Origin of the sequence: Paenibacillus cymbidii (assembly GCF_004764705.1) — a bacterium.
Classification (GTDB): Bacteria; Bacillota; Bacilli; order Paenibacillales; family NBRC-103111; genus Paenibacillus_AN; species Paenibacillus_AN cymbidii.
Genome location: NZ_SHLX01000009.1, coordinates 65,218 through 91,003, shown reverse-complemented (window position 1 = coordinate 91,003; position 25,786 = coordinate 65,218). Strand labels below are relative to the sequence as shown.

Here is a 25,786-nt window from a genome sequence, read left to right as displayed (position 1 = left end):
TCCCAGAATAGAAAAAAAGCTATGGCTTTCGGCCTATAGCTTTGATTATACCCGTTTACAGCTTCAAATCAATTTGCGGCGGCATGATGTCGACCTTGCCGTATTGCAGTACATAAATATCCAGCTTGCCCCGCGTATAATCGATTTCCGGCCGGTTCGGTCTGGCGTTTACTTCGATTCTTCCGTCCGTCACGACAATGTTAGGCTTGCGAGCATGGAATTCGACATCCACATTATCAATGGAGGCAGGACCGTAATAATCGAACTCCTGCCTGGATTGTCCCCATCGTTTCGCAATTTCCGCAATCGCATTCTCCCCGGTATGAATGGCGGCCATTCGGTTGCCGTCCTGCACGATCCGTTCGATCCCTTGCAGCGCCACGGTGCGCGCCTGCGCATAAATGCGATGCATCGATTCCAGCACATTGCCCAAACCGAGCGCGTCCCAGGCCCGCATCTGGTCGATCTTCATATCGGCTTGCTGCGAATGGATTTCCAACTGCGAAGGAATCCGTTTCATTTCGTACGTCGCTTTCGGCTGCCGGATGCTGTATTCGCCCAAATCCGCGTCGATGCCCAGCTTCGCCGGCGTTTGCCGAATTTCAATTTGCGGGAACGGAATCATCGTCACGAAAGGTCACCACCCTTACTTAAGGAAATCCACCAGACTCGGCTTAATCAGTTGGGCGCCAACAGAGAGCGAGGACTGGTATACGTTTTCGGCCATCTTCAGGTTGGTGATGACGCCGGGAATATCGGCATCCTCCGTCTTCGACTGAAGCGCCTGCAAGTTCGTGTCGATATCGGTCAGCCGCTGCTGGATCAGTTCGATCCGGTTCGACCTTGCCCCGACCTCCGAACGGATCTGGAGCATCTTGTCGATGCGCGAATCGATCTTGCCAAGCGCCTGCGAAACGCCGTTCGTATCGCCGTTGTTTAAGCTGTTATACAGGTCCGTAATAACCTGGAATGCATTATCCTCGTCACCGGCAGCGCCGAAAAAGGAGTCGCCGGTAATGTTGGTGGCGATCTGCGTCCCCGCGCCAAGCTGGTACAGGATTTCTCCGGTATCGGTGCTGTTGTCTTGCGCGTGAATCGCATCCGGATCGTCCGAAATCGGCTCCGTCGAGTACGGCTGTGTATCCGTCAATTGGCCGTTGAACACAAATTTGCCGTTGAAGCTGCTGTTGCCGATCCCGACCAGTTGATCGTACAACTGCTTGACTTCATTCTTGATGGCGTCCCGTGCCGTCTGCGGGTTCGTATCGGTTGCCCCCGATACGGCCAATTCGCGCAGCCGCTGCATCACTTCGCCGGCCTGATTCATCGTCGTGTCGACGTAATCCAGCGCCGAGATCGCCGAATCGACATTGCGCTGGTATTGGTCGTTGGCCGCCAGTTCGGTCCGGTAACGAAGCGAAAACGTAATGCCGACCGGATCGTCGGAGGGCGCGTTGATGCGGCGACCTGTCGTCAACTGGTTCTGCCATTTATCCATGCGCTGCAAATTGGAGCTCAAATTTCTCATGAGCTGGGCATTAATCATCCCTTGCGTCACTCTTGCCGGCATCGCGCGAATGCTCCTTCCTGACCGCTTGTCACGGAACTATCCTGTTATCTGCTTATCTGCCAACGACACCCATGCCGTTGATGATCTTGTCGAGCATTTCGTCGAATACGGTCATCACCCGGGCGGCGGCGCCGTAAGCATGCTGAAACTTAATCATGTTCGACATTTCTTCGTCGAGCGAAACGCTGCTCACGGCCATCCGCCGCGAATCGACCTGATTGACCAGAATTTGCTGATTCGTCGCTTGGCGCGTCGCCTCCAGCGTCTGCACGCCCAATTGCCCTACGAACGACCGGAAATAGTCGTCCACCGTCGCGATCGTGTCCGAGCCTCCTTCGCCTGAAGGGAACGTGAACTTCCGATCCTTCAACTGCGACATCAGCAGAGCCAGCGTGTTGTTGCCCTTGATTACGGGATCGTCAGCTTCCGTTCCCGTTGTACGCATGGAAGTGGCGATCAAGTTGGCGTTTCCTTTGATCTCCTCGCTGACCTGGAAGGAAGCCGCGTCCGTGCCGACAAAAAAATCGCCGCCCGCGTCCGACGTGCCGTCGAACGTGTAACCAAGCCTGTGAAGGCCGTTGATGCCGTTTACGGTTACGGTCAAATCTTCCGTGAGCAGTCTCGTATCTCCGGTGTACACGACACCGTCCAGTTCGGTGCCTTCCGGCAATATCGATCCCTTCGGGATCGTGATGGTAACCGCCCCGTTGGCGAACGTGTTCGCCAGCTTGTCCAGTTCCTGCTGGTAATTGGCGACGTATTGATCGCGCGAATAAATCATGCCGTATAGTTCGCCGCTGTTCAAATCGCCCGCGGAGAACGCATCCGTCATCATTTGCGAAGTCAGCTCCGTTGGCGTATCGAACTCGAGCAATTGCACGCTGCCCATCGTGATCGTATATCCCGTATCCGTATCCTGCACTTGAATATTCATGATCTTGGACAGCTGATCGGTCAGCAAATCGCGCTGGTCGCGCAGATCGTTGGCATTGTCGCCGAACGTTTCCACCCGCATGATTTCCCCGTTCAGGCTGGCAATGGTCGTCAGCAGCGTATTCGCCTGTCCGACGTTCACACCGATGTTCTGCGTCAAATCGCTGCTCAGATCGCTCAACTGCTTGCTTGTCGAATTGAACGCATCGGCCAGCGCAAGCGCGTTCTCGCGGACGATCTTGCGGCCGTCGGTCTTCTCCGGGTCTTTGCTCAAGTCCGACCAGGCTTTCCAAAAATTCTCCATTACGGTGCGCACGCCCGTATCGGACGGCTCGTTGATAATGGACTCCAGCTTCTCAAGCGTATCCTGGCGAACCGTCCAACTGCCGAGCGTCTTGTTCTCGTTGCGGAACTGGTCGTCGAGAAACTTCTCTCTTATGCGGGTAATCGATCCGAACTCGACGCCCGTACCGAGCTGACCGGGAACGGTCGAATGGGACATGCCGACGGCTTCGATCGGGCGAGTGGCTTGCATATTGACAACTTGTCTGGAATAGCCGGCGGTGTTGGCGTTGGCCACGTTCTGCCCCGTCGTCTGCAATGCGGCTTGCTGCGTGAACAACGCGCGCTGGGCCGTTTCCAGCAAATGAAATGTAGAACGCATTGGTGTTGTTCCCCTTCCCGCTTGCTAGGCTCTCGTATCGAACAGCCCCGAGCGCTGCGTATAGTGAGTCGTCTGGCCCGGGTGCTGGTAAGTAGCGCCGTTATCGTCAAAGCCGGTCATCACGTTGAGCGAATAGTCGATAAAAGACAGCGAGTGCTCGATCAGCTGCTGGTTAAGCGCGTTGCGTTCCTTGAGCTTCTGCAGCACACCGGCCAGCTCGGCCTGTTCGGCGAGAAGCGCCATCTTGTCCTCCGCGCGCGTGACGACTCTCGACAAGTCGCTGATCGTGACGTACGGATTCGGCTTATAGCCCTTGGCGATCAGAAACTGCCCGATCGCTTCGATGCGCTCGCGGTCCGTTTCGGTGATCAGCTTGATCAGCTTGGATTCCTTGTTCACGATCTGGTTGAGCTCCGCCACGCGGTTGTGCACGATCGTCTCGGTCTTGCGTTCGCCGAGCTCGAGCATCTCCCGGTGCAGCTCGACCAGGCGCGCCATCGATTGGATCAATCGTCCTGCCGGCATCGGCTTCACCCGTTCCTGTGAGAAAATGTTGACTTACTTGATGTATGGCAAAAGCCGTTCGGCGACTGTTCGCGGATCGACGGAATACGTTCCTGCGGACACCGAATGCTTGAGCTGCTCCACGAGCTGTCTTCTGGCTTCGCTGACCGGTTGCGCGGACGCTGCGCCCCTGGCGCCGAGAAGCTCCTTCGCCTCCGGCGAAATTTGCACCTCGTCCTTCATCTTCTTGCGGTCGGCCATTCCGGCCAGCTTGGCGTCGTGACGGCGGATCTGCTGCACCGCCCCTATGCGGCCCGTCTCGTTGATCTTCATGGACTGTCACCTCATCATCTATCGCGGAAAAATAAAAAGACCGATAATTGTTACTTCTATTATCGGCACGGAAAAGGAGAAACTTTATATTATGTTAAAAAAGTCACATTATTCGCGCAAAAATCGATCCAATTACCTACCGGGGCCCGATTAGCGGAAACGGTCCTGCAACCGGTCCTTGATGTTGAAGCTGATCTGGTTCTCTTTCAACCGATTGGCTTCCGCGCGCTGCCGGTCTTCGTCGGAATTCTGCATTTCTTTGGCCAGCCGCAAGCGGCAAGACTCGCACATTGCATGCTCGCGGATCGGCGTGCCGCACACCTCGCACGGATACCCGATATTGGGCGCGCTGCGGATCGAAATCCGCCCTTCCCGGATAAACCTCGTAATCTGCTTCACCGGCACATCGGTAGCTTCGCTCAACTCCGAGATGGTGCAGCCGCGGTTCTCTTTCAAATATTTGTACACGGTTTCGTATTGGTTGTCGATATCCTTCATGCACGCCGGACAAATATCGCGAAAATTTTTGGCAAATACCCTTCCGCAGCGCGGACAATTTTCGACATTCATCGGACTCCCCCTATCCAGCTTGCAACAATTCTACGACTAGTTTACCTTATTGTACGGCAAGTTGTACAGGTGACATCGGGAAAATATACCTGTAAGCAGGGCCAGAAGCGCGCCTGTTTTAAAATAGCCCATGTAAAATGGCTTATTCGTCCGCTTTCCCTCCGATCGTCAAAAATAACCAGTGAAAACACTGGCTAATGCAACCCAAACGCCTCAAAATCGGTCGTTTCACGGAAATAGCCAGTGATTTTACTGGCTATTTCCGTGCTGCCCGCTAATTTTGACGGAATAGCCAATCAAACATGGCTTATTCGAAGCAAGTACGCTTGCTGCAAAAACTATGACCGCGTTCTACCGCGCCCACGTAATCCCGTATACGTCTGCATCCAGCGTGCGCTCGAGCACCGCTGCGCATTCGTTAAGCGTGCTGCCGGTCGTCACAACGTATCCTGTTTCAAGAATAAGTACCAGAAGCCCCGAGGCAATTCTCGAGGCTTTATCAATCCGGCCATGCTCCCCATGGTCGTCCCGGTGCCTGTATTCCTGGTAGTTGGATAACCTTCGCGATCAGCGTCTTCTCTTCCCACTCCACATAGTGAGTCGCGGCCAACTCGCGCAACGAATTCAGTATATCAGGTTTCTTACGGCCGGAATACAGTTCCAGTTTGGCCAAATCAATCTGGATGGCTGTGTTATGATTGCAATTCCAAAGGATTTGCAGAATCTTGCGTTCAGTGTCCGTCAGTTGTCGCTCACTGTGCATGCCGCTTTTCCTCCAGATAAGTTTCCAGTTCAGCCATATAGCGCTCAATTATCGTTTTCGTTTCGAATTTTGCCGCAATGTTGTCGAGCCATATCGTGCGCTCCGATCCGCCGCGGCTCCGGACAATATATGCTTGCCTCGCCTGCTCGTTCGGCCCCAGTATAACCGTGCATCCATGGCTGCGAAGCTCCCGCGTCGCCGCTTGATAATCAAGTACGAGTCGATCATGCAGCGCCTTCGCCGTTAGGATGCATAGTTTTTGCAACACTCCAGCAGAGATATCACGTGCATTGCTGTGTACATCACGAATTGCGGCAGGCAGCAAGATACAATCGCGGATTAGTTCTTTCACAGCCTTTTCCATCGTCGGTCCGCCCCCAATACGAGAACATTTGTTCTTATATTATACGAACGAACAGAACGATTAATCAAGACGGCAAAATAAAAAGAGCCCTCAAGCGGTGCTTCCGCTGGGGCTCATTGCGCCGATTCTTTCGGACATTCTTAATATAACGTATTTGGTTTATGCTGTAAACACCAAACGGCGGATGATATGATCTAAAGTATAAATTAGTCCCAGTCATGATTGTTGAAATTCTTTAAAAACGTTTCACTCTGAGTAACAATAGATTTTAAATTCGCATGTATTAGACGATCGTATTTTAGAGTTAGCAATTGATTTATCGTTTTTTGTATTTCGATTAAATTTCCAATAAGGCTATGTAATTTCAAGTATTTTAGTCCTTTTAATTCTGCACGCAAATGTACCAAATATTCTATGTCAATCTTTTCGCTCATTAACATAATAGCGTTCATCATTATCTTGTCTTCAGCAATCAGTAATCTCGACAATTCTTCATACCCGTCAGGAGGTGGTATTGTATTCTTTATAAATTGAACGGCAGCAATGTTTTTCTCTAATTGATCTTTAATCATTAAGGATAACATGCTTTGATGTTCATCGTTTTTTTTCTTTTCTGATTCCACCATAGAATTAAGTTGGGCTAGAGCAATAAAAAAAGCTGAAATACCGCCAATTAAAGAACCAGTTACCCCAAAAACTCCAGCCCATAAAATATCCCAAGGCTTATCGAACAATTGTTCTTGAAAAACTAGCACTGTGGTAAGAAACGAGATAAATAGTCCTGTGCAGAATCCTAAGGTTATTTGCGAATAACTTGTAAATTTTTTGAGCATTGAATGTTATACCTCGTAAATGAAGGGAAGTTCAGAATAGAATTTAGCAATCATCGGAGAAATAATATGTCCATTGCCATCCACATTTCCTTCAAAAATGTGCTTCGCGGGGATTTGCGTGGGAAAGTCCCCTTCATCGATAATGTTCCGAGATTGATCATCTGAGGACGAAGGGGACACCTGCTTTAAATGATCGGGCAATCCTTTAAAGGCTTCATAAGTTGAATTAGAATCAGAACGTGTAAATGGATAATTATTAGGTTCTAATTCAATATGCGGTTTAAGCTTAAAATATGCTTTTAAGAAGGGTAGTATGTCATGAATTACGTATTCCTTTTCGCATTCTTGACATGTTACTGTATCTTCTGCAGAAGCTGAATGTACTTCTTTTTCATCCATCATTATCCTACTGTAACAAGTTGGCCGCGAACAATCAAAGAAGAAAATGACATCAAACACACCATCTTCTTGAGAAAAATATAAAAAAAACGGAATAACCTGCTTCACATTCATGTTGTGTAATTGCGCGAATGAGTAAGGATTTATATATTGTTTACCTCTTACTATTTGTGACCGTACAAATTGATACAAATCGCCTATAAGTTCGATTGGATAATATTCATGACAGCGGGTACTATTATAAATATTGAGTAACCTTTTGTATAACAAATTGTTCCTTCTCCCTTCTGCCCATCCTCATGCGATAATAATAATGCAATATGATTGTATCATTTCTTGATTCAATTCGTATATCTACAAATTCCTCTGGGTCGTCGCTACTCATAAACCAATGGAACCCCGCCTCGTACATTTCTTGTTCCCGATAAATTAGTTCCTTTAGCTGCCAAAAGGTCTTAGAGGAATACACAGGTAATTTGTTCTCCTGTGTTGATGATGCCCTAGTATGATCCCCTTCTCTGAAATGAAACCTAAACACCCAGCCGTGTTCGAATGTATCATCTCCGATCTCCTTGCTGATATCTTGAAACACAACCGCTTTTATTTGTTCAATATAATCATCTTCCACTTTTCCTATACCCATACTATTTAAAAATGCAATGATTTTGGCATCTGTTTCGGGATTTATTCGTGAATTTAGAAGATTTTCTGCTTCTCGGCTCAATTCTTCAAACATGAAGTATATCGCTTCCCGGGCTTCTTTATCACCAAGCGAAACTATATTAAGGTTTAACTCTGAGAATGGCTTTCCACTTTTCCCAAATCCCATTAAAACATTTTTAATCTCTTTAACCAGACTCAGTGGTTCCTTTCGGATTTCTTCAAACTGCTTGTAGTTGAATTTTATCAATAACACTTTATTTACTAAATCTATTGTGATGCCTATAAATACATTGGTTTCTCCAAATCGCGATTCAACCTTGCCCATCTGTAATATGAAATGGACAGCCTTTAATTTATCATTTTCAGAATCGATTCTTGTAGTATAAATATTATACTCAAGATTAAAATTCGGGGTGTTACTCAACCACCTATTGAATCTTAATTCAGTGATTCCTTTAAATGTAGCAATGGCATCATCTATAGAAGTATTAACTGACGCAAAAAAATTGTCGTATTTATAGAGGAATTGGTAGTTAGTATTTGAAAAAAACAAATGCTCAAATAAAAAGAGGTCAAACTCCGCCTTGGTAAACTTAGGTTTTGGATTCTTGAGTTCAGCATTTATAAAATTCAATATCTCTATATATTTACCCCTAGTCGAACCACCTGAAAATAGACTCGTGCGACCCGGAACCGCGTGTTGGGTAAAAAATTGTTTAAGCTCTTGAATTTGAATATTTAACAAAGTTTCAATTGTAAGCACCAAAGCATCCCCCTAATGACGTGTTTTACAAATTCCGACATGATCCAATGTACCTATAATGTATTATATTTACATTATAATCAATCGGGAACATATGTGCGTCACTAGGGGGATCAATGTTACTATTCAAAATAAGTCGTTGCTAACCTACCAGTTGTCCGCTCACCTTCCGCAACTCATTGGCGAGTCGATGAACCTCGTCTTTGGCTTCCTCGTTCGGTAGCATGTTCCAGACCGCACTTAGAAGCTCAATCACTTTGTTCGCATCTTCTTGTTTCATCACGTATTCTTCACTCCCGCTTTGCAAGCTCCAAAATCCTTCCGAACCATAAGATTCGTTTCGATCAATCCCGATTCCGTTTTCTTCAACATCATTTTCATACTGATATATTTGCGCCTTCCAAGATCGCTTTTTACCGCTCCATGCGTATGTCTGCCACCCGCGCGAACAAGCACCAGCAGCCAACACTGCCTCCACAACCTTGTATGACCCGTATACGCCCGTAGTATATCCGGGTGTCGCCTCCGCAAACGCTTTGATATACTCGATCACCGTCGACATTTGTGCGGCCGTGGCGTCAAAGTCAACCGCGGCATAAATACAACTGCCTTCCGGCTGACCAACCGCAGCCGCCACTTTCAGCGCCGTCGCCGCATCGGCCAACCCAGCGGCGCGCCCCCCCAGCGCCCGGTCGGCCGTTGTTTCGAACACGCTGACCAATTGCAGCCCTGCGTCGCTGATCAGTTTGGCTTCCGCTTGGGTCAGCGCCTTCCATCCCGACGGTACGAGATATCTGGCCACGAACACCATTCCATCACGAACAAACGCCGCGGCCGCGGCTGACGTAAGCGGCGACGCGCAATCAAACCCCTTTGCCATTGCCTTCCTCCCCCTCGTCCTTTTTTTGTTGTAATTGTTCGAGAAACTTCTTTAATCCATCAGGCAATGTGACGCCGAATATTCCGATGTTTTCAATGACAGAAAGCCCTTCTCGTCCAATATAAAAATACAAAGCTGCCGTTCGGAAAATCGGCGCCGGGTTACCTGCGAATTGATCGAGCTGGACGGCTATCAGTACCACGCCGAAAACGACGCCTTTCCGAATCCCCCCCCAGAACATCACGTCAGAATTCACGTTATGGTTTTTGAGAGCGCCCAGCAAGCCGGTGATGTAGTCGGCAAGCATGAGGATCAGCAACAATTTAACCGCTGTATCCCATCCGCCCATTGCCATCGTTGCTGCTGTTCCTGCTGCAGCTACAAGACCGCCAGCATAAGCCTCTTTTCCAGTTGCTCCGAATGCTGCCGATAACAAAAGAGTTCCAATAAATTTCACGGCCTTTTCCCCTCTCGCCTCATATGGGCATAAAAATAGCCCCGAATGTCGTCGGGGCGAAACTGCGCCTTTCCCTATTCACTTTCCGTGATCGTCTGATCCGCCTCCCTTCCGCGGCGGGCCATCTCCTCTTCAATACGAGAGATGACGCCAGCCATCCAAAGGTCGATTTCTCGAAGGATCGCGAGTTCCTTCCCTGGGTGCGAATTGACGATCGCGAGAATAACCTCTTCGGCTTCGGTTGCCGGTTTGGACAAATCAACGAGAAATTCCATTTTCGGTGTAGCTGTTGCCATGACCGTTCATCTCCTCGTAAAAAATACCTCCCCGTGTGCCGGAGAGGTTTCGCGATTCTCTTGATTATGCTACTGTTGTGGATGGTTTTTTAGATACTCTTCATTGGCTTTCTCCCGAGCTGCGTCAGCGGCTGCTCGATCTTCTTCGTGCATTTTTCGCTGCGCCTCGGAAGCCTCAAGTTCGGCTTTTATTTTGGCCTCATTTTCTTGCTGTTGTTTAATTTTTGCTGCTTTTTCCGCTTCTGCAACATCGTTCATATCTTTAAGTATTTTCTTGAAGTAGTTTCCGACCTTTTCTTCTGCCGTGTCACCGGGATAACTATAAGCATCGTTCACTTCTTGATCGGTCACGTCTGCATTTCCTCTTTTCATAACTTCCCTTACTCGGTCTTTCATGGTTTCTTCGCTCACTTTATTCGACCTCGACTTAAGCAGGATGTTATTGTCTTTAAAATCGACATCAAACCCGAACAACTCGCTCGCTGACCTCACAGGCAAATAACTGGTACCGTCTATAACAATAGCATCCTTCTCGGCTTGTTTCCCGTTGATTTGAACAGGGAAAGTCCCTTCAACTTTCTTGCCTATTAACGATGCTGCAGTCTCTTTAATGTCATCTGCATATGCCGTTGTCGCAATTGCCAGCAAGAAACCGAATATTGCGCCGATGATGTACCTTTTCATGATTCCATTCCTTCCACTGGGTTTTGTTTACATTATACGACATTTTCCAGCAGGAGGGAATTGGTTATACAAGTGGGATCGTACCGCGAAACGATCCGCCTTCGAAAACTTCAAGATAGTTTCCCGAACTAAAATATTGTATCTCTACGTTTTGTGATGCTGCTGACTTTACATACAAATTTCCATGTGTATGCCCAATATCTGATTTTCCATTTAGTGCGGCTTGGAGACCTGTTACATCGCTTATTGAATGAGTGTGAATAATTGGCGCCTTATTATCAAGCAAACCTTGCAAACCGGCTACAGAACTAATTTTCAATCCCGAAACAAGAGCATTCTGAAAATCCCAATTCCCCCACCCAATAACATACCGGTACGGACCGATGTTCAAATCCGCAGACCCACCAGAAACTGGGGCGATCCTTACTTGAGGAAATCCGCCTGACGACGAACTCATCCTTGTAACAACGTCCGATCCTTCGATAAAATCAATGGAGTTATTCACGGCTCCAATCTGTATTTTTGCGCCTGTACTCCGCGTACTCAGGTCTGCCCCAACAATGCTTCCGCCAGTGATCGTTCCGAAAGCGGTTATATTACCACTGAACGTTCCTCCAGTCGCGTTGATCGTGCCGGTAATATTGGCCGAACTTGCAAAGAGTTGCCCGCCCATATTGACCCGAAACGGGGCGCTGTTAAATACCTGGTTGCCGAGATAGATGCCGTTGGAATCGGATTTAAAGACATTGTCTCCGCTGCCGATCTCGATACGAATAAAGTTACCCAGAACGCCAACGACTCGTTCGGCAACGACACCAGCCGCGGTGACTGCCGCGCGGGCCGTAGCTCCTCCATCAGTCGTCAAATAAAGACCGTTGGATGACAAGATGACCTGGTTCAAGGCATTTACCTTGTCCTGCAGCACGATGCCGCGGCCGTCGTACTTGACCTCTGTCTTGGAGTTGTTGATGTCGATTACGGCCTGCCGGGCAAACGCTTCGAATGCCCCCGCCCGGACCACCCCGCCGCTCATGATGTTGTCGACGATGCGCTTCGAAGCATCGAAGCCGGCAAGGATGTCGGTCATGTCCTGGAGCATGTAGTTCGCCAGCGTAGCGTCGGTGTGTTTGTCGCGCGCGAAGGGGTACTCCGTCAAATCGACAATTCGCGCGGTCATTTTGTTGAGTTGCATATCCGGATCGATCAAATAAACCGTGTCGCCCAATCCCGGCTTTGGCTCTGTGTGATCGATCTTAAACAGGTCCGCCGCGTTGATCTTGACTTCAATCGCCGGGACTTCATTGATTTCCAGTTCCTTACGCATGGCCTTGAGCAGTTCGACGGGATCGTCGATATTCTGGTCGATATGCTCACCGTCGTAATACGTATTCGTGTCGTTGGCCCAATACGCCGCAAACTGCGAAATCAAATAATTGACCTGCAGCACTCCTCCGACAATTGCGCCTGGAATAGCATTCAGACGCGCGTATTCGTCCGTTGTGAGGTTTGACGCTGGCAGGCCGATGATGGATAATCCGTCCTTCATCTGTCCATACAGTCGCGTGACAAGCCCGTTCGTGCTGTTCTTGTGCTGGCCGCTGATGATATTTTTCCGATACCGATATTGCAAGCCAGCGTCGCCGCCGATCCGCTTCTTCAACGTAATGACAAAATTATTTGGATCGACCTCGCAGCCGTAGGCATCGATTACGGCTGCAAGCGCCTGCATGGCGTTCCCGCGGCCAAAATCCTTGATGTCCTTTAGATCAAACGTATCGCCGATGACAAACGTGTATTTGCCGTGAGTGGCGGCGGAAATCAGGTCAGTTAGCGTCGAAATGTTCACGCCATAGGCTTCGTCAATATACGAGGCGTAGGGCATCAAAAAATCGGTCAGCTTGAACATGACATGCGTGCAGTCGATTTTCGCCATGAGCCGATTCCCGGTCCGGTCGCGGCTGATCTCGTTCACAATGTAAAATTGCCCACGCTCGTCCTTGACATGGCCCTTAAGCATGATCTTGTCGTAATCCCCGGAAGTCATCGGCAGTGTGAATGAAAGGTTGTAGTCCGAATTGATCCGCCGTTTCCGCTGCACCTGGTCGGCGTCCTGGAGGTAACCGATCGGGACCATATTGCGATCGGCTACGATCAGATATTTACCCATACTCCCCTCCGTCAATACAAATATTTGTCGCGATGCGTGATACGAATCCGGACCGTGCGGGACGAACCGCCGTCTGCATAAACGATTGAATTCCCGCCTGGGCGGATGTTGAAAAAGTCTCCTTGCATGAGTTGGAACGCGTTTACGCCGTTACGGGTGACAGTCATTTTCTTCGCGTCGATGACAATCACGTCGTTCGGGGCAAAGTTCCCCGAAAACGAGATCGATTCAATGCGGAAGTGGGAGGCATTCGCCTCCATTAACCCGCTACTTTCGATGACGCCTGCCGCCGTTACCTCGCGTGCCAAATTCCCGGTAAGCGTGACCGTTCCGGCAATGACGTCTGAATGTTCGGCGAATATGACATTGGCCTTCCCCACCAACTCGCTGCCGACAGCGATGATTGCAGATGTTTCCATGATGATGTTTGCCCGCCCCGTAAAACCTCCAGCGCCATCAAAAGCTCCTGCCGCCGCCATCTGCAGGTTGGCCTTCCCGGTAAAGTTCCCGTCCCCTAATATGGCCCCAACTGCCATAAACGACATATTGCCATTGCCTATTAAAATGGCGTCGCCAGCAACGACCCCGCCAACTCGAAACTCGCGCATGATCGTCGCCGCGAGCGCCCCGTCCCCGTTGACGACTCCTTTTGCTCCGGCAACCATATTGGTTCGACCCGTAAACCCACCAGCGCCAATTATAAGGCCGCTGGCATAGACTTCGCTAAGGTATGTCGTATTAAACTCCAGGCCGTTAAAATCCCCGAGCATGTACGCCCCTTTCTCGCGAAAAAGATGAGGTCAGGAAAATTATCCTGACCTCTGTTCGCGCCTATTCTTCGTATGCAGAACCGGTAATTTGTTCGAATTGCTCCGGCGTGATCCAGCCCTTTTCCGCGACCGCTTTGCGCAAGCCTGCTTCGTTCAAACGAGAGGACTCATACAGCCTTTTCAGCGTCTCAAACACCAGAACCACCCCCTAAAGCGTCCAAAACAAGAGTGTCCAGGACCGCCTGCATTTGCTGCAGCTTCTCTTCCGGCGTTAGCGGCCGGTCGACTTCCTCGAAGGTGCTTTCGCCCGTCTGTGGATCGACGCACCAAATAAAGGCTTTGCCAAACGCAGGGACGGGGAACTCCGGCTCCTCCGTAATGACGACGCCGGATTCCAAATCCAACCCGGCATTGTCGGGATGATCGAGGTTGTACGCCATTTCGACGATCATGCGGCCGGGCGCCGTTAGCGTTCCAATCAATAATTTCGCCATGTACATGCTCCTTAACTTGTTATGTTATAAACGTTTGCTTGCTTGGATTTTCGCACGGCCTTGGTTGCGTTTGAACCAACGACGACATTTCCCGCAGGATCAAGTGCCACACTCCAAGCTGATGTCACATCGGAATACGCCCATACTTGAGTGCCGCTGGAGTCTAGTTTCATGACTCCTCCCCCGCCCTTTGCGACGTAAATATTTCCCTGGCTATCAGAGGATACGCCACGACAATCATAAGAATCTGTCTTCGCCCATACCTCATTGCCGGCCGAATCGAGTTTTCGAATGCGAGTGCTGCTGGATGCCGGGTAAGCGTATACCGCCAATACATTCCCGTTAGGGTCCATAGCAATGCCGTACCCACTGTCTACATCGGTCTTGTTCCATACATTTCCACCACTGGAGTTCATTTTGTGAACGCCGTTTCCTGTTACGACGTAGACGTTCGCACTTGTTCTATCCACCACGAGTCCGTTGGGAGTTGACCCGAAGGAATTGTAATACCAAACCTCATTCCCAGCCGAATCGAGTTTTCTGAGTTGCTTTGGACTGTCGTGCGCTGCATACACGTTGCCGAACAAATCCACTGTCACGCATGAAGGCCTGTTCACGTCCGCTTTATTCCACAACTCCGATCCACTGGAGTTGAGTTTTCGAATATATTTCGTCGTGCCGGTCGAACAGTATTGGGCACTGTACACATTCCCGTCAAAGTCCACTTTTACCGAAAGCGTATCATTCAAATCTGTTTTTGACCAAACTTCATTCCCGGCCGAATCGAGTTTTCTAACCCCTTTTACTCCAGTGCCATAGTGCGCCGCATAGATGTAACCATTCTGATCGCAATCTACCCAAAGACACACGCCGACGTCCGTCTTTGCCCACAATTCCGATGGAGTCTCGCCGGTCTTGGCAAGCTTCGTTTCGTTGATTGAGTCGCCCACGCCATAAATTTTGGCATAGGTGCCGATCAACTTCGCACCTTTAACGTAAGCCGTCTTGCCGGTGACAATATCGGCAGCGGTCGCCGTTGCATCGTTCGTGTTAACTCCCGCTCCGGTGTCCAGTCCCAGGGGCTGGCCGGTAATGCCCTTGACTTGACCAAATGGTTTATTTGCCATGAATGGTCCCCCTTACGCGATCTGCTCGACAACGCCGTACGCCGCGATATTGACGTCGGTGCCCGTATCCTGCTTTGCGGCAAGTGTCTGCGTGCCCGTAAAGATTAGCGCTTTTCCGGCCAGGTCAAGGAAGATAGAACCGTTCGCAGGCAGTTCGATTGCGCTGGCAATCATGTTCGCCGTTGCAGTGCCGTTTTTATAGAGCGCCACCGTTCGCGCCGTCGCGCCTGTATTGCAAAGCCAGATGCCGGTAATCTGCGTGCGGTTCGCGCTTGAATTTGTATATTTGGCCGTGGCCGCGTTGCTGAGCGCTGCCGGCGCTATAATCTCCGTTGGTGTGCGGTCGCCTACTGCCATTTACATCATCCCTCCTTGGGTCAACATGCTTGCCATGTCGCGATCCCGTTTTTTAAGTGCGGCGACGTCAATCTGCAGATTCGTGATATACGCTCCGTCCAACGTCAGCAGCCAATCGTGGACCGATACCTTCGTCGCAATGTCTGCCTGCTGCTGCACAACCGCGTCGAGCACCGTTTTGATGTTGGTATTGTAGGTCACGGCTACGTTGTCGACGGCGGCGGTCATGGCGTATTTGTCCAACATGATGTAGGTGACGGTGTACTGGGCGGTTGCGTCATATCCTGACTTGGAGATATAAAGATGTTCCATTCCGTTCGCGAAGCTTGCGTTTCGAAATATTGACCACGTATTGTCCTCAACGCCATTTTTATATATTTTCAGCGCCCGATCTACTCGCCGCTTTAACCAGGACGATTGAGGATCATCTTTATGATTGATTCTGAATTGTGTCGAGGTTTCGTACGGGGAAACAATCTCTCGCACAATAACGCCTTCGCCAACTTCGATGTAATTGCCACCCGGATGCAAGCTGATCGAACCTTCAACGGCGCCAGCCGGCAGCACCTCATCGAGCGGCGCGGCAAGCTGGTAGCTCAGTGTGCCCCACCCCGTCCAGTTTGGCGCTTTGTTGGCAGCTACGAAGGCTTCCGTATTTGTGCCGGGAGCCGTAACGCCGTCGAGGATCGACACCCATGAATTATAGACCGTGCCATTATTCCCGTTAGCCTGCCATCCATTCAATAATGCTTTTATTGAATTGGCATTTGGGATTATTGCATCTACCCATCCGCTCTCGGAGTTGGATACAGACATATAGTAAGAATCAGAGGTTCCCCATCGAAAAAAGTCCCCCGCGGTAATGCTTGCAACGGACAGTGGAGTGTATGTCAGTGGCTGTCCATTAAATTTTTCTACGTAGGCGAGATCATCATATTTTGCACCTGTAAAGTTCATATACTTTAAAACTTTAATGCCTGTATTGTTGGACCAATACGTCATAGCTAAAGAACCATCCAGAACGACTCCCGTTTTCCACCGCCGAAACGCCCGCCATGCCCCATCGCGCCAATAGATCGAATCCCGCACCGTGCCGTCGATGCTCCCGGCCAGCGTGATACCGCTGGTGTAGATGTAGTCGTCGTTGCGCTGTGCAAACTCTGTCTTGGTGCTGCCAAGTTCGAGTTGCAAATTGACGAATGTGTAGCTCCCTGGTGCAGTCGTTGCATGGATTGCGACAACAATAGAAGTTGTGCCAGCGGGAATCGTGAATGTCTTCGAACTATTGGCCGAAGTCAACTCCTCGATAAACGTAGTAACGAGAGGACTGGCATTATCGTTCTTGCCGATCCTGATACGGGCCCCGGACGGAACTGTACCGCTGATCGTATAGGATTGTCCCGGCAGTACAGTGAGACGGATGTCGCACGAATTATTTGTCGCTGTGGCATTGAGCGTCACGCTATACGGCGTGTTGATGACTGCCAACGTGCTATTTGTCCAATCGGTAAACGGCGGCAGCAGGTTTTTACCGTACTTTACCAACATCGGATTGGCAACATGCTTGACCCCGTCGACGTACGGCCATACCTCGTCGATGCTCGGCGTCGACGTCGCGGTGATCGTCGTCCCAATCGCGGCGTAGTCGGCGGCGCTGACTTCGTAAAAGCGGATGTCGTCGAAATAAGACACGGCCGCACTGTTATCTGTCCAATGTCCGAATGCGAGCACAAAACCATTTCCCACAAGGGTGTTCGACGTTGGAATTTTTACATATACAAGCTGCCATTGTCCGATTATCGATGTGTTGACGGAGGCAATATACCTTGTTGTACCTCCACTGGAATCACGTAGGCTTACCCGTAAATCCCCATTCGTATACGATTCGACGAACACCCATGCACACAACAGGTAATATTTAGCTGCGTCAAGGGTGTAACTGTAATTCCTGAATCGGATACGTGAATTTGTGGATGTGTCGAACTTGATCGAATGTGCACCGTTTCGCTTCTGCGTCGTTGAAAGCGATGATGTGCCGCCCGTTCCGCCTTCCGTAAATGGCGTCAAACTCTCGCAGTTGCCATCATTTCCGAAAATATTTGGCTGCGTCCGCCCGTTGATTGTCGGCAGCAATGGCCCGCCCTGATCGGCGGTTATCACGTTGCCGCCATGGCGCAGCGTCGCGGATTGCGTGTTGGCCGCTTGCGCGATGTCCTCAATATTCGCTTTAAACGCCGAATAATCATATGCCGTGAACCGCCGCGCAACTTTCGCGCCGAGCGGCCAGGATTGCGCCGTACCTTGAAACCCTCGCGTCACGCCCGACAAGGCGTTACCAGTCTTTCCGGTATACAGAATCGTTTCTGCGTTTTCGCCGGTGCCGATCGTCGCGAGGTTCGGGGCGGCGGGCAATGCCGCCCCATTCGCGACGCTGAAGCTTGTGGCCGTATCGTTGATTGCCACCGCCAGCTCCGTTACCGGGCTATTGACAATCGCCGGGTACATCAATTGTTGCGACATTCACCGCAGCCCCCTTAGTCGATGTCGATTTTCAATTCGCCCTGCAGGAATTTCAAAACGTCATTCTGCAACACAGTCCTCTGATTGGACAGCGCAGCCGAACCGAGAAGATTTCCGGCCGTCAGCGCATCCCGAATGCCGAAATGCGTCACGGTGCCCCAATCGGCCGTAGCCGTGGGAAATGTCCGATCCGCCGAATTGACGATTCGCGCCTTGCCGCCGACCTGGCTGGGGGCGTCGAACGTGACCGTTTGCCGGGAATAAGATCCGCCTGTAACCTCCGTCCCCGTGTCCGCGTCGGTCGGATCGGACGTGTACAAGGCGATGTAAAGCGTGGTTGGCGGCGTGAATGCAGTATTTCGAAACAAAGCGTTGATGACGGCATTTTCTGCGTAGTTGGAAAGACTCATTTCGTTCGTCTCCTTCTGGTCATTCGACCGGATATTCGATTTTTAAAGTAAATCCTGTGATCGTTGTCACGCCGGTATTTGTCAGCACAATAACGGGAGGGGTTTCAACCGTTCCGATAGACTCCACTTCCACCACTGCCGGCGTCGATGCGATTGTCGTTTCGACAATGTGCTCATCTCCTTCCGGATACGGATCGTGCATTTTCAGTGGGATGGTTACACGCCCGTCGAAGATGACTTTTTCGATTGGCATCGTACCGGCGTACCGTGCCTTGTAGCGTTTGCCTGGCAGGTCGGAGAAGGTATAAACAAGGTCGCCGCGCTTGGCATTGAACATCTTAGCCAGCGCGGCGACCTTATCTTGATAATCCATCGTGGCATCGTCGGCCATCAGCAAACATTCGAGGCTGATTGTTCGCGGGCCGTAGTCGCTGCCGAAATCCACTTCGCCATCCATACCGGATATCTCGGCGTTGTAGTCGCGCGTTGGCGGCAGTACGGGAATGTCGTGCTTTTGCACGGCCAGGCCGAGCGAGGCGAAGGAGACGCCGTTGACGGTTGCTTGTATCGTCATCTTTGCTTGCCTCCCCCTACTGCCTGCGTGCGGCGGATGAAGGTGTCGCGCTCTTGGAAATACGTCTCGATGTCCGCCCCGTCATGCAAATTCACGTCGCCGCTGGAAATCGTCCAGTGATTATTGATCGTCGTTGTCTGCGGCCGGGCGAAATCAAACGACGGGGCCGAGAATTGCAGTTTGGGCATGACAAAATCCAGCAAGCGGAACAAATTGCCCTGCTGTCGGTCATTCAGCACGATTTCGCCCGCATGCGCCATGATCGGGACCGGCCGGCCGCGGATACCGGCCACGCGGCCACCTACATCGAAGTGCTGCAGCTTGTCGGTATCCTCGGTGATGCCGTATTTCGCCCGCAACTCTTGGTTTCGCGCATTCAGCCGCGCCATTTCCGCCGTGTCACCGCGCGCGGAAGCATTCTCCCAGCGGTCCTTGTTTGAGTTGTATTCGGCAAGGTCAATGTCACGTTGCGACGTCTCAAGCGGCGCTATCGCGCTCATACGGCGTTGATATTCCTCGACAAAGGTGTCGAGGTTTTTCAAAATTTCGCTGTTCTTCTCCGCATCCTTCTGGATTTGAACGTTTTTCAACGCCTCGGCCCGACCTTCGACGTCGTTTTTGAACGTGTCGAAGGGCTTTAATAGCTCCTTGTAATAGTCCTCGGCCGCTTTCCGCTCCTCATCGAACGCCTTGCTCTTGCTGTCTTTTTCCTCCTGCAGCGCCTTGATATCCGCCTCGCGGCTGCGCTTGAGCAAATCGCGCTGGTGATCCAGTTCGATCTTCTCGATTTCCTTCGCCAGCTCCTTGCGTTCCCGAATGCCCTCGGGTCCGACCGCCGACTGCAGCAGTTGCAAGCGGGCTTTTTTCTCTTGAAGCTGCTTATCATAGTCGTCGTCGCTGTTCTGCTCGTCCTCGGCATCAATGAGCCGCTGAATGGCCTTTATTTTTTCGTCCTGGGCGTCGACATACGCATCGCGGTCATCCTGGATGCGTTGTAATTCAAGGTCGCGCATTTCGGCAAGCGAGTCCTTTTGCTTTGAAACGAAATCGTCGAAATCGGACTCTTCTTCGCGCAGCAGTTGCTTTTTCAACGCATACACCTGCTCGTCGAGCTTCATGCGGAGATCCGTTCCCTCCGCATAGCGCGACTGCACGTCGATCATCGCGGCCAGTTCTTCGCGCACCGACATGTCACGGATCGCCTTTTGGTGCGAGATCCAGTTCGTCGAAAAATCGTACGCCGCACGCTGAGCCTGCTCCCCTGCCTCCCGAATCGCCTTGGCGTCGTTCCACCAGGCAACCGAGTTTCCGTCGATTTCTTTCGTAAGCGACGCCATGCGGCTGCTGACTTCTTCCGTCTGCCGGTTATAGTCGTCGATTGTTATGCCGCCCGAACGGTACAGCCCATCCAAATAACTCTGCTTGTCCGACAGGTCGCCAACTGATTTTCGCAGCAGCTCATTGGACTGATGCAGTGCGTCCTGCCGGTTGCGGTACAACTCGATCCGCTGCGATGTATCATCGACAGCCGAAGCAAGCGCATCCGCCCTTGCCGTATAAAAGGCGATGACAGCATCCGCCGCGCTCGTCATGGACTGCGCCTGGCTGATTTGACGGTCAATCGCTTCAAGGGGCAAATTAAAAGGCTTTTCGTCGTCGCCCAGTTTACCCTTGCCCTCGCGGATAGCGACCATATCCTCCTCGACGCCCCATAAATCAGATGCGGCCAGTTGGTCTTGGTACTTCGACTTAATAGCTTGCAACTTCGCGAGTTGGTCACCCGCTTCGACGTACCCTTGCGCCTTAATCGCGACAAGATGGCGAAATTCGCTATAGTCATCTTGGAACGACTGTTTCATCGTCTCGTACGCTGTCGGAATGTTCTTGCCGCTGGTGCCAGCAAGCGGATCAGTCTCGATTAACGATTCCGCGATGTCTATCCGCTTCTGTTCTATTTGCCGCCCCCGATCCTCCAAAGAGTCGACCAGCGATTGCGCTTCCTGTAGTTTCTTTTCTTGTTTTCGCCGTGCTTGCTCTTCTGTATTCAGGTTGCCAAATGGGTTCAAGACATCCCAAACCGTCGCCTTTTTCTCAGGGTTGTCCTTCGCGTCCTGCAAGGTCTTTCGCGCAGCAGCGAGAGCGGTGTCGTTTTCCGACGCCTGCAAATCCAGATTTGCGGAGATTTGCTCGTTCAATGCACGCTGCCGCTTGTGCAACGATTCGATAATGGTGTTTGTCGCTTCGTCGGTATAGCCCGCCGCCCGAAGCTGCGCCGCACCCTCTTCGCCGATCGTTTGCTGCAGCGCCTTCGACACCTTATCAAGCTGTGTTTTCACTTCGATCTGCTGGTCGGCCGATAACGTACCACTGTCCATTTGCTTTTGCAGCGCCCGCTCCGCGTTGACCAATTTCGGCAAAAAGTCAGCTTGCCGCTCCAACTGCCCGTATTGTTGCTGCATCACCGCGATTTGACGGTCGCGCGCATCGGCCAGTTCGCGTTCCTTCTTCTCGGCGCTACCCAGCGACATCAGATAGATGCCAATCACGCCGACAATCGCACTAATGCCAGCCGTCGCCAACGCCGTCATACGGGCGGTATTCGCCGCTGCGGCGCTGTAGATGACCATTTCTTCCGTCGCGACGGCCTGCGCAGTGGCATGCAACTTGATTGCCGTTGTCAGCGCCGTTTCCGCCTGCTTCCACGCCATGAGCGGCGCAATGATGAGCTTATATGCGGCGACCAACCCGCCAATGGCGGCAATCGTCTCGAACGTCCCTTTCGGCAATTTGCTGATGCCGATAAGCAATTGGTCAATGACGTCCAGCGCATCCTTAAGCGAACTTCGCAATCCATCGTCGCCGGCCTTGCTAAAAATTTCGATCAACGACGTTTTGGTCTGAGACGCCTTGCGCTGGATGGTGTCCATCTGCACCGTCAAATAGTCCAGCGTGGAGCCGGTCGAATTGATCGACGCCGACATGCCGAGCAGTATATCGCCTGTGTTCAGTGATGCGGCCAATTTCGCATACTGATAAACGCCGCGTGAGATATCCGCGTACGATTCTGTCAGGTCGTAATTCTTTTCGGTGACGGCGATTGATAGGTCGAGCAGGATATCTTCCGCTTTCCGCCATTGTTCCGTTCCGTCGACCACTTCTTTCGTTGCCACGCCCAGGTTTTCCAACTCATTTACTGCTTTGTCGGTTCGGATCGTGCCAAGGACCGTTTTCCACATGTTTCCGAGATTCGCCCCGCCCAAGGCAGTATTCCGAATGCCCGAGGCCATCAGCCCATTCATAAAGTCGAAGCTGACGCCTACTTCATCGGCGATTTTGCCTGTGCGTTCGAATGCCGCGCCGATTTCCTTCGCTGGCGCCATGGTGTCGTGTGCTACCTTCGACCAACTGTCGAGAATGCGGCCACCTACCACCATCGCGTCATTGACGTTGTTGATTTGTACACCGTACTGCGCCAACGTACTTTCCGTCATCTTTGTCGACTGCTCCAGTTCGACCATGTCGATCGTGGACAGCATCGAAGAGTTTCGAACCATCTCCTGCACAATGCCGACATCCTTGTACATGCGGCCCCACAACCGGGCTGACTCGGTGACATCGTTAATTTCCAAGCCAAGTGCATGCGTCGTGTGGAGAAACTGCTCCGTCTGCGCGTTGATTTTGTCGGTATCTTTGACCATTTTGCCAGTGCCTGCGGCATAGGACATGAAATAGTGCTCATTGGTCTGCACGTACCCGGCCATGCGACTCTCGATGTCAACAAGCCCGGTCCGGATCGCATCTTCCGCCGCGTGGATGGAAGAATAGACCACGGCGAATGCTGTCGCATGCAAAGCGGCATTACGGAGGCGCGCCGAAACAGACCCGCTTGAGTCGTCGAACAGCGTCGCTTGATTGGCGCGGCGGAACCGCTCGTCGGCACGTTGCTGTTCCAGGTCGATCGCGCGCCGAATGCGCTGTTCCTGCTGCAGCGCACGTTCCCGCTCACTGGCTTCACGCTGGATGCCAGCAAGTCGCTTGCGCTCGGCATCCTCGTCCATCTGCGCCAGTTTACGGCGAATCGCCTGCTCTTCGCGCAGCACCCGCTCCCGCGTGGCGTCATCCGTGCCGGTCGCACGCCCCGCCCGCACAGAACTGGCAGCGGTTTGATTCTGCAGCCGCGCCATTCGCTCTTGGTGTTCCCGCTCTTGCTGCTCGATCGCAACTTCCCGCTTCTTCTGTAGCGCTTGTTGCGTTTGCAGCTTGGAGTCGACAAGTTTGTTCGCGGCATCCAGTTGCTGCCGCCTGGCGGATAGGAGTTCGGCGGCTGCATTGCGCTGCGATACAAGCGCAGACGACTCGTCCAGCATCTTCTTTCGACGCTCGTCCGTCGTGAGCGCCATCTTGTCCATGGATTTCGCCAACTGCGAATACGTGCGCTCGGTCTTGACGATTTCGGTGTTAAGCGCTTCGAACGAGGCTTTGTTTTGCTTGGCCCCCGCATCGATCTGCTTGAACGCGGCCGGCATCTTGGATACATCAAGATTGAGCCTCGCGCCAAGCACATCCTTATTTTCCTCGGCCACGGCCGCACCCCCTTATAAAACATCTATGTCAGCGCATAAGCGCGGATATTCATCACAAAGAGGCGCCTTTATTCTGGCGCCTCGATTGTCAACGGTTGAAATGCTGCAGGATTTCCGAGATGCCGGTGCGAGAAAGCTTTTTCGGCTCTTCGACTTCGCCACCATGCAGGCGGATTTGATACTTCATTTCCTCGGCCACATCGTCAAATATGGCCGCTATTTCGTAGTAATTATGGTCATGCCATTCCTTTTGCAGCGGACGGCGTGATAAGCGGCCGTAAACCTGTTCAATCGTCAGTGGATCTCCGCCGCTGTCTTGCTTTTTCGAGGGGGGGCCGGCGCTAACCGAAAAGAAATCGGTCGACAGCGGATTCCATTAATTCCGGAACGCTGTCCTCGAACTCCTCCCGGGTGAATCCCTCAATCAAAACAAGATTGAGGATTTCCACCCATTTCGTGATTTGCTCCTCCTGCTCGGCACCTTCGCGCATAACGGCCGCTTTCGCGCGGAGCAACTTGTCCTTGTACAACGCACCAACGTCGCGAATTTGCTTAATCGTGCCGACGCGCAAACGTTTCGTGATGCCGTCGCCGAGTTGAACTTCCGGGCCGATGCCCGTCAGAAGATCCATTTTATCGTCCATGCTTCCTCCTACGCTGCGATAATGTCGATAACCTTGCCGTCCGCGCGGCCGGGATCGAGCACAGCCAGGTCGAGCGTGTTGGTTGTCGCACTCTTACGCTGCATGTCAATCGTGAACGTGCCGAGCATCTGCGCCTTGTAGATAATGACCGTCACGTTAAAATAAACGTTCAGTTCGTCGTCGAACGCGCGGCCATACGCCACAAACTTGTACGGCTTGTTCTTCGTCGTGGTGACGACAGAAGCTTTCTCCGCCGAAGTAGCGGTGTAATCGTAGAAAACGCGGACATCCTTGCCGTTAAGGCTCGTGTCGCCCAGCGTAATGACGCCAGCCGCAATGGTATATTGCGTTGCCGTCGGCGCGGAAGCAACGCGCGACAACTGAACGCCGGAATTGGTCAGTCCCTTCGTGGCGACGACAACTTTCTCCGAATCAGTGACGAGCGACGCCGCCTTGCTGAGTGTCACCGTGCTGCTGCCGGAAACGGTTTGCAGTTCTTGAGTTGGGACGACAGAGGAGCCGGTGGAGACAGAAGCGCCGGTCGCGGCAATCAATTCATTGAAATCCATGACGGCGTTTTCGATCTGCACCGCGGATTCGGAATCCTGTTCGGTCAAGTGAAACGCAAACCTGCTAGTGCCGCCATATTCGCGCTGCTGCTTCGCGTCGATGGTGATCGTCATTTTTTTCAATCTGTCCATAAATGCAACTGGGTCGCCAGTATTCAGGTCAAACAGCGCTGCGTTTGCGATGTCGTCGATAACCCATCTTTTCGTCGATTGTGCCACTGGTTAGTCCTCCTTTGAATGTGAAAACGCCTACCGGTTAACGATTTCCGTCAGGCGTTTGTCGATTTCTTCAATGCGTCGGGACTGGTGCGAGGCCTCATACCCTTCGACCGGATTGAACGTCCCCCAAATGCCGATTTCTTTGGCGAGTTGGATTTTTTCTTCCTCCAGCGCTTCCTTCTCGGAAGGTGCCGGCACTTCCTGCTCAGCCGTTTGTCGCTTCAATCTCGCTCACTCCATTCCCACAAAATAGTCGACATCATAATAAACCTCGTGCCCGCGGATGCCGGTTACAGAGGTTGCGAAGTCGTTGGCAGATGCCAGGTAGCAGCGGCTAAGCGAACGGAAATCGCCATACGCAATATATTTGCCGTGGAAGAGACGCTGGACACTCTCGGCAATTTCCATAGCCCCCGACTGGGTTTTGTGCAATATCTCCACGCAAAACTTGCCTTCGAAGGCGTATGGGTTTGCACCGAACCGGCCCGGCTTGATAGCGATGTAAAGACGCGGCACAACTGCCGGGGTTAGCGGTGTGTCGGATTCATACCCTTTGACGATTCGGCGTTCCTTGTCCAGTGGCTGCGAACTCGGTGTCAAACCGAGCAGCGCCATGAGCGCGGCGTCGGATGTCAGCGTTTCGAAAATGGCGTTCATCAATTTCGCGACGTTCATG

General features: G+C 51.7%; 29 protein-coding genes. All 29 read right to left on the bottom strand.

The window, feature by feature from the left end; all coding sequences use genetic code 11:
• Positions 1-55: 55 nt before the first annotated feature.
• The 29 genes from EXY20_RS14300 to EXY20_RS14160 all read right to left on the bottom strand — a co-directional run bounded on the left by EXY20_RS14300 (position 56) and on the right by EXY20_RS14160 (position 25,785).
• Positions 56-625: a DUF6470 family protein gene (locus EXY20_RS14300; RefSeq protein WP_235885914.1), complete on the bottom strand. Its 570-nt coding sequence runs from the start codon at positions 623-625 to the stop codon at positions 56-58.
• Between the two features lie 21 nt (positions 626-646).
• Positions 647-1,570: a flagellar hook-associated protein FlgL gene (gene flgL, locus EXY20_RS14295; protein ID WP_135552156.1), complete on the bottom strand. Its 924-nt coding sequence runs from the start codon at positions 1,568-1,570 to the stop codon at positions 647-649.
• Between the two features lie 52 nt (positions 1,571-1,622).
• Complete coding sequence (gene flgK, locus EXY20_RS14290) at positions 1,623-3,167, bottom strand: flagellar hook-associated protein FlgK (RefSeq protein ID WP_135552154.1); 1,545 nt, start codon at positions 3,165-3,167, stop codon at positions 1,623-1,625.
• A 24-nt stretch (positions 3,168-3,191) separates the two neighbouring features.
• Positions 3,192-3,692, bottom strand: coding sequence for a flagellar protein FlgN (locus EXY20_RS14285; RefSeq protein WP_135552152.1), 501 nt, complete (start codon positions 3,690-3,692; stop codon positions 3,192-3,194).
• A gap of 33 nt (positions 3,693-3,725) precedes the next feature.
• Positions 3,726-4,004: a flagellar biosynthesis anti-sigma factor FlgM gene (gene flgM, locus EXY20_RS14280; protein WP_135552150.1), complete on the bottom strand. Its 279-nt coding sequence runs from the start codon at positions 4,002-4,004 to the stop codon at positions 3,726-3,728.
• 150 nt (positions 4,005-4,154) lie between these two features.
• Entirely contained in the window at positions 4,155-4,574 is a 420-nt protein-coding gene (locus EXY20_RS14275) for a TIGR03826 family flagellar region protein (protein ID WP_135552148.1), read from the bottom strand.
• 499 nt (positions 4,575-5,073) lie between these two features.
• Positions 5,074-5,337, bottom strand: coding sequence for a hypothetical protein (locus EXY20_RS14270; protein ID WP_135552146.1), 264 nt, complete (start codon positions 5,335-5,337; stop codon positions 5,074-5,076).
• Positions 5,327-5,701, bottom strand: a complete 375-nt coding sequence (locus EXY20_RS14265) for a hypothetical protein (RefSeq protein WP_135552144.1) — start codon at positions 5,699-5,701, stop codon at positions 5,327-5,329. The genes EXY20_RS14270 and EXY20_RS14265 overlap by 11 nt, the downstream gene beginning before the upstream one ends.
• Before the next feature lie 206 nt (positions 5,702-5,907).
• Positions 5,908-6,534 carry a hypothetical protein gene (locus EXY20_RS14260; protein WP_135552142.1) on the bottom strand — a complete coding sequence of 209 codons (627 nt, stop codon included), beginning with the start codon at positions 6,532-6,534 and terminating at the stop codon, positions 5,908-5,910.
• Between the two features lie 6 nt (positions 6,535-6,540).
• Complete coding sequence (locus tag EXY20_RS38910) at positions 6,541-6,933, bottom strand: hypothetical protein (protein WP_167859217.1); 393 nt, start codon at positions 6,931-6,933, stop codon at positions 6,541-6,543.
• A gap of 238 nt (positions 6,934-7,171) precedes the next feature.
• Complete coding sequence (locus tag EXY20_RS14250) at positions 7,172-8,359, bottom strand: hypothetical protein (protein ID WP_135552138.1); 1,188 nt, start codon at positions 8,357-8,359, stop codon at positions 7,172-7,174.
• A 142-nt stretch (positions 8,360-8,501) separates the two neighbouring features.
• On the bottom strand, positions 8,502-9,239 hold the full coding sequence (locus EXY20_RS14245; RefSeq protein WP_135552136.1) for a DUF1906 domain-containing protein: 738 nt from the start codon (positions 9,237-9,239) through the stop codon (positions 8,502-8,504).
• A complete protein-coding gene (locus EXY20_RS14240; protein WP_207671273.1) occupies positions 9,223-9,696 on the bottom strand; it encodes a phage holin family protein in 474 nt (157 codons plus the stop codon). The genes EXY20_RS14245 and EXY20_RS14240 overlap by 17 nt, the downstream gene beginning before the upstream one ends.
• A gap of 74 nt (positions 9,697-9,770) precedes the next feature.
• Positions 9,771-9,992, bottom strand: a complete 222-nt coding sequence (locus tag EXY20_RS14235) for a hypothetical protein (RefSeq protein ID WP_135552133.1) — start codon at positions 9,990-9,992, stop codon at positions 9,771-9,773.
• Between the two features lie 69 nt (positions 9,993-10,061).
• The gene (locus EXY20_RS14230) at positions 10,062-10,676 is read right to left on the bottom strand and encodes a hypothetical protein (RefSeq protein WP_135552131.1); all 615 of its coding nucleotides are present in this window, start codon (positions 10,674-10,676) and stop codon (positions 10,062-10,064) included.
• 64 nt (positions 10,677-10,740) lie between these two features.
• Positions 10,741-12,843: a phage tail spike protein gene (locus tag EXY20_RS14225; protein ID WP_135552129.1), complete on the bottom strand. Its 2,103-nt coding sequence runs from the start codon at positions 12,841-12,843 to the stop codon at positions 10,741-10,743.
• 11 nt (positions 12,844-12,854) lie between these two features.
• Positions 12,855-13,613 (bottom strand): phage distal tail protein, encoded by a 759-nt coding sequence (locus EXY20_RS14220; RefSeq protein ID WP_135552127.1) that lies wholly within the window; start codon positions 13,611-13,613, stop codon positions 12,855-12,857.
• A 61-nt stretch (positions 13,614-13,674) separates the two neighbouring features.
• A complete protein-coding gene (locus tag EXY20_RS14215) occupies positions 13,675-13,809 on the bottom strand; it encodes an XkdX family protein (RefSeq protein WP_135552125.1) in 135 nt (44 codons plus the stop codon).
• Entirely contained in the window at positions 13,802-14,107 is a 306-nt protein-coding gene (locus EXY20_RS14210; RefSeq protein WP_135552123.1) for a hypothetical protein, read from the bottom strand. Before EXY20_RS14210 ends, EXY20_RS14215 begins: the two co-directional genes overlap by 8 nt.
• A gap of 11 nt (positions 14,108-14,118) precedes the next feature.
• Positions 14,119-15,234: an NHL repeat-containing protein gene (locus EXY20_RS14205; RefSeq protein ID WP_135552121.1), complete on the bottom strand. Its 1,116-nt coding sequence runs from the start codon at positions 15,232-15,234 to the stop codon at positions 14,119-14,121.
• A 12-nt stretch (positions 15,235-15,246) separates the two neighbouring features.
• Positions 15,247-15,591: a hypothetical protein gene (locus tag EXY20_RS14200; RefSeq protein WP_135552119.1), complete on the bottom strand. Its 345-nt coding sequence runs from the start codon at positions 15,589-15,591 to the stop codon at positions 15,247-15,249.
• A complete protein-coding gene (locus EXY20_RS14195; RefSeq protein ID WP_135552117.1) occupies positions 15,592-18,111 on the bottom strand; it encodes a hypothetical protein in 2,520 nt (839 codons plus the stop codon). It abuts the gene before it with no gap.
• A 14-nt stretch (positions 18,112-18,125) separates the two neighbouring features.
• The gene (locus EXY20_RS14190; RefSeq protein WP_135552115.1) at positions 18,126-18,521 is read right to left on the bottom strand and encodes a phage tail fiber protein; all 396 of its coding nucleotides are present in this window, start codon (positions 18,519-18,521) and stop codon (positions 18,126-18,128) included.
• 19 nt (positions 18,522-18,540) lie between these two features.
• Positions 18,541-19,095: a phage tail domain-containing protein gene (locus EXY20_RS14185; RefSeq protein WP_135552114.1), complete on the bottom strand. Its 555-nt coding sequence runs from the start codon at positions 19,093-19,095 to the stop codon at positions 18,541-18,543.
• A complete protein-coding gene (locus EXY20_RS14180) occupies positions 19,092-23,678 on the bottom strand; it encodes a hypothetical protein (protein ID WP_135552112.1) in 4,587 nt (1,528 codons plus the stop codon). Before EXY20_RS14180 ends, EXY20_RS14185 begins: the two co-directional genes overlap by 4 nt.
• Before the next feature lie 341 nt (positions 23,679-24,019).
• The gene (locus tag EXY20_RS14175; RefSeq protein ID WP_135552110.1) at positions 24,020-24,322 is read right to left on the bottom strand and encodes a hypothetical protein; all 303 of its coding nucleotides are present in this window, start codon (positions 24,320-24,322) and stop codon (positions 24,020-24,022) included.
• Between the two features lie 8 nt (positions 24,323-24,330).
• The gene (locus tag EXY20_RS14170) at positions 24,331-25,110 is read right to left on the bottom strand and encodes a hypothetical protein (RefSeq protein WP_135552108.1); all 780 of its coding nucleotides are present in this window, start codon (positions 25,108-25,110) and stop codon (positions 24,331-24,333) included.
• A gap of 30 nt (positions 25,111-25,140) precedes the next feature.
• Positions 25,141-25,335, bottom strand: coding sequence for a hypothetical protein (locus EXY20_RS14165; RefSeq protein WP_135552106.1), 195 nt, complete (start codon positions 25,333-25,335; stop codon positions 25,141-25,143).
• A gap of 6 nt (positions 25,336-25,341) precedes the next feature.
• The gene (locus tag EXY20_RS14160; protein ID WP_135552104.1) at positions 25,342-25,785 is read right to left on the bottom strand and encodes a hypothetical protein; all 444 of its coding nucleotides are present in this window, start codon (positions 25,783-25,785) and stop codon (positions 25,342-25,344) included.
• Between the last annotated feature and the right edge of the window lies 1 nt (position 25,786).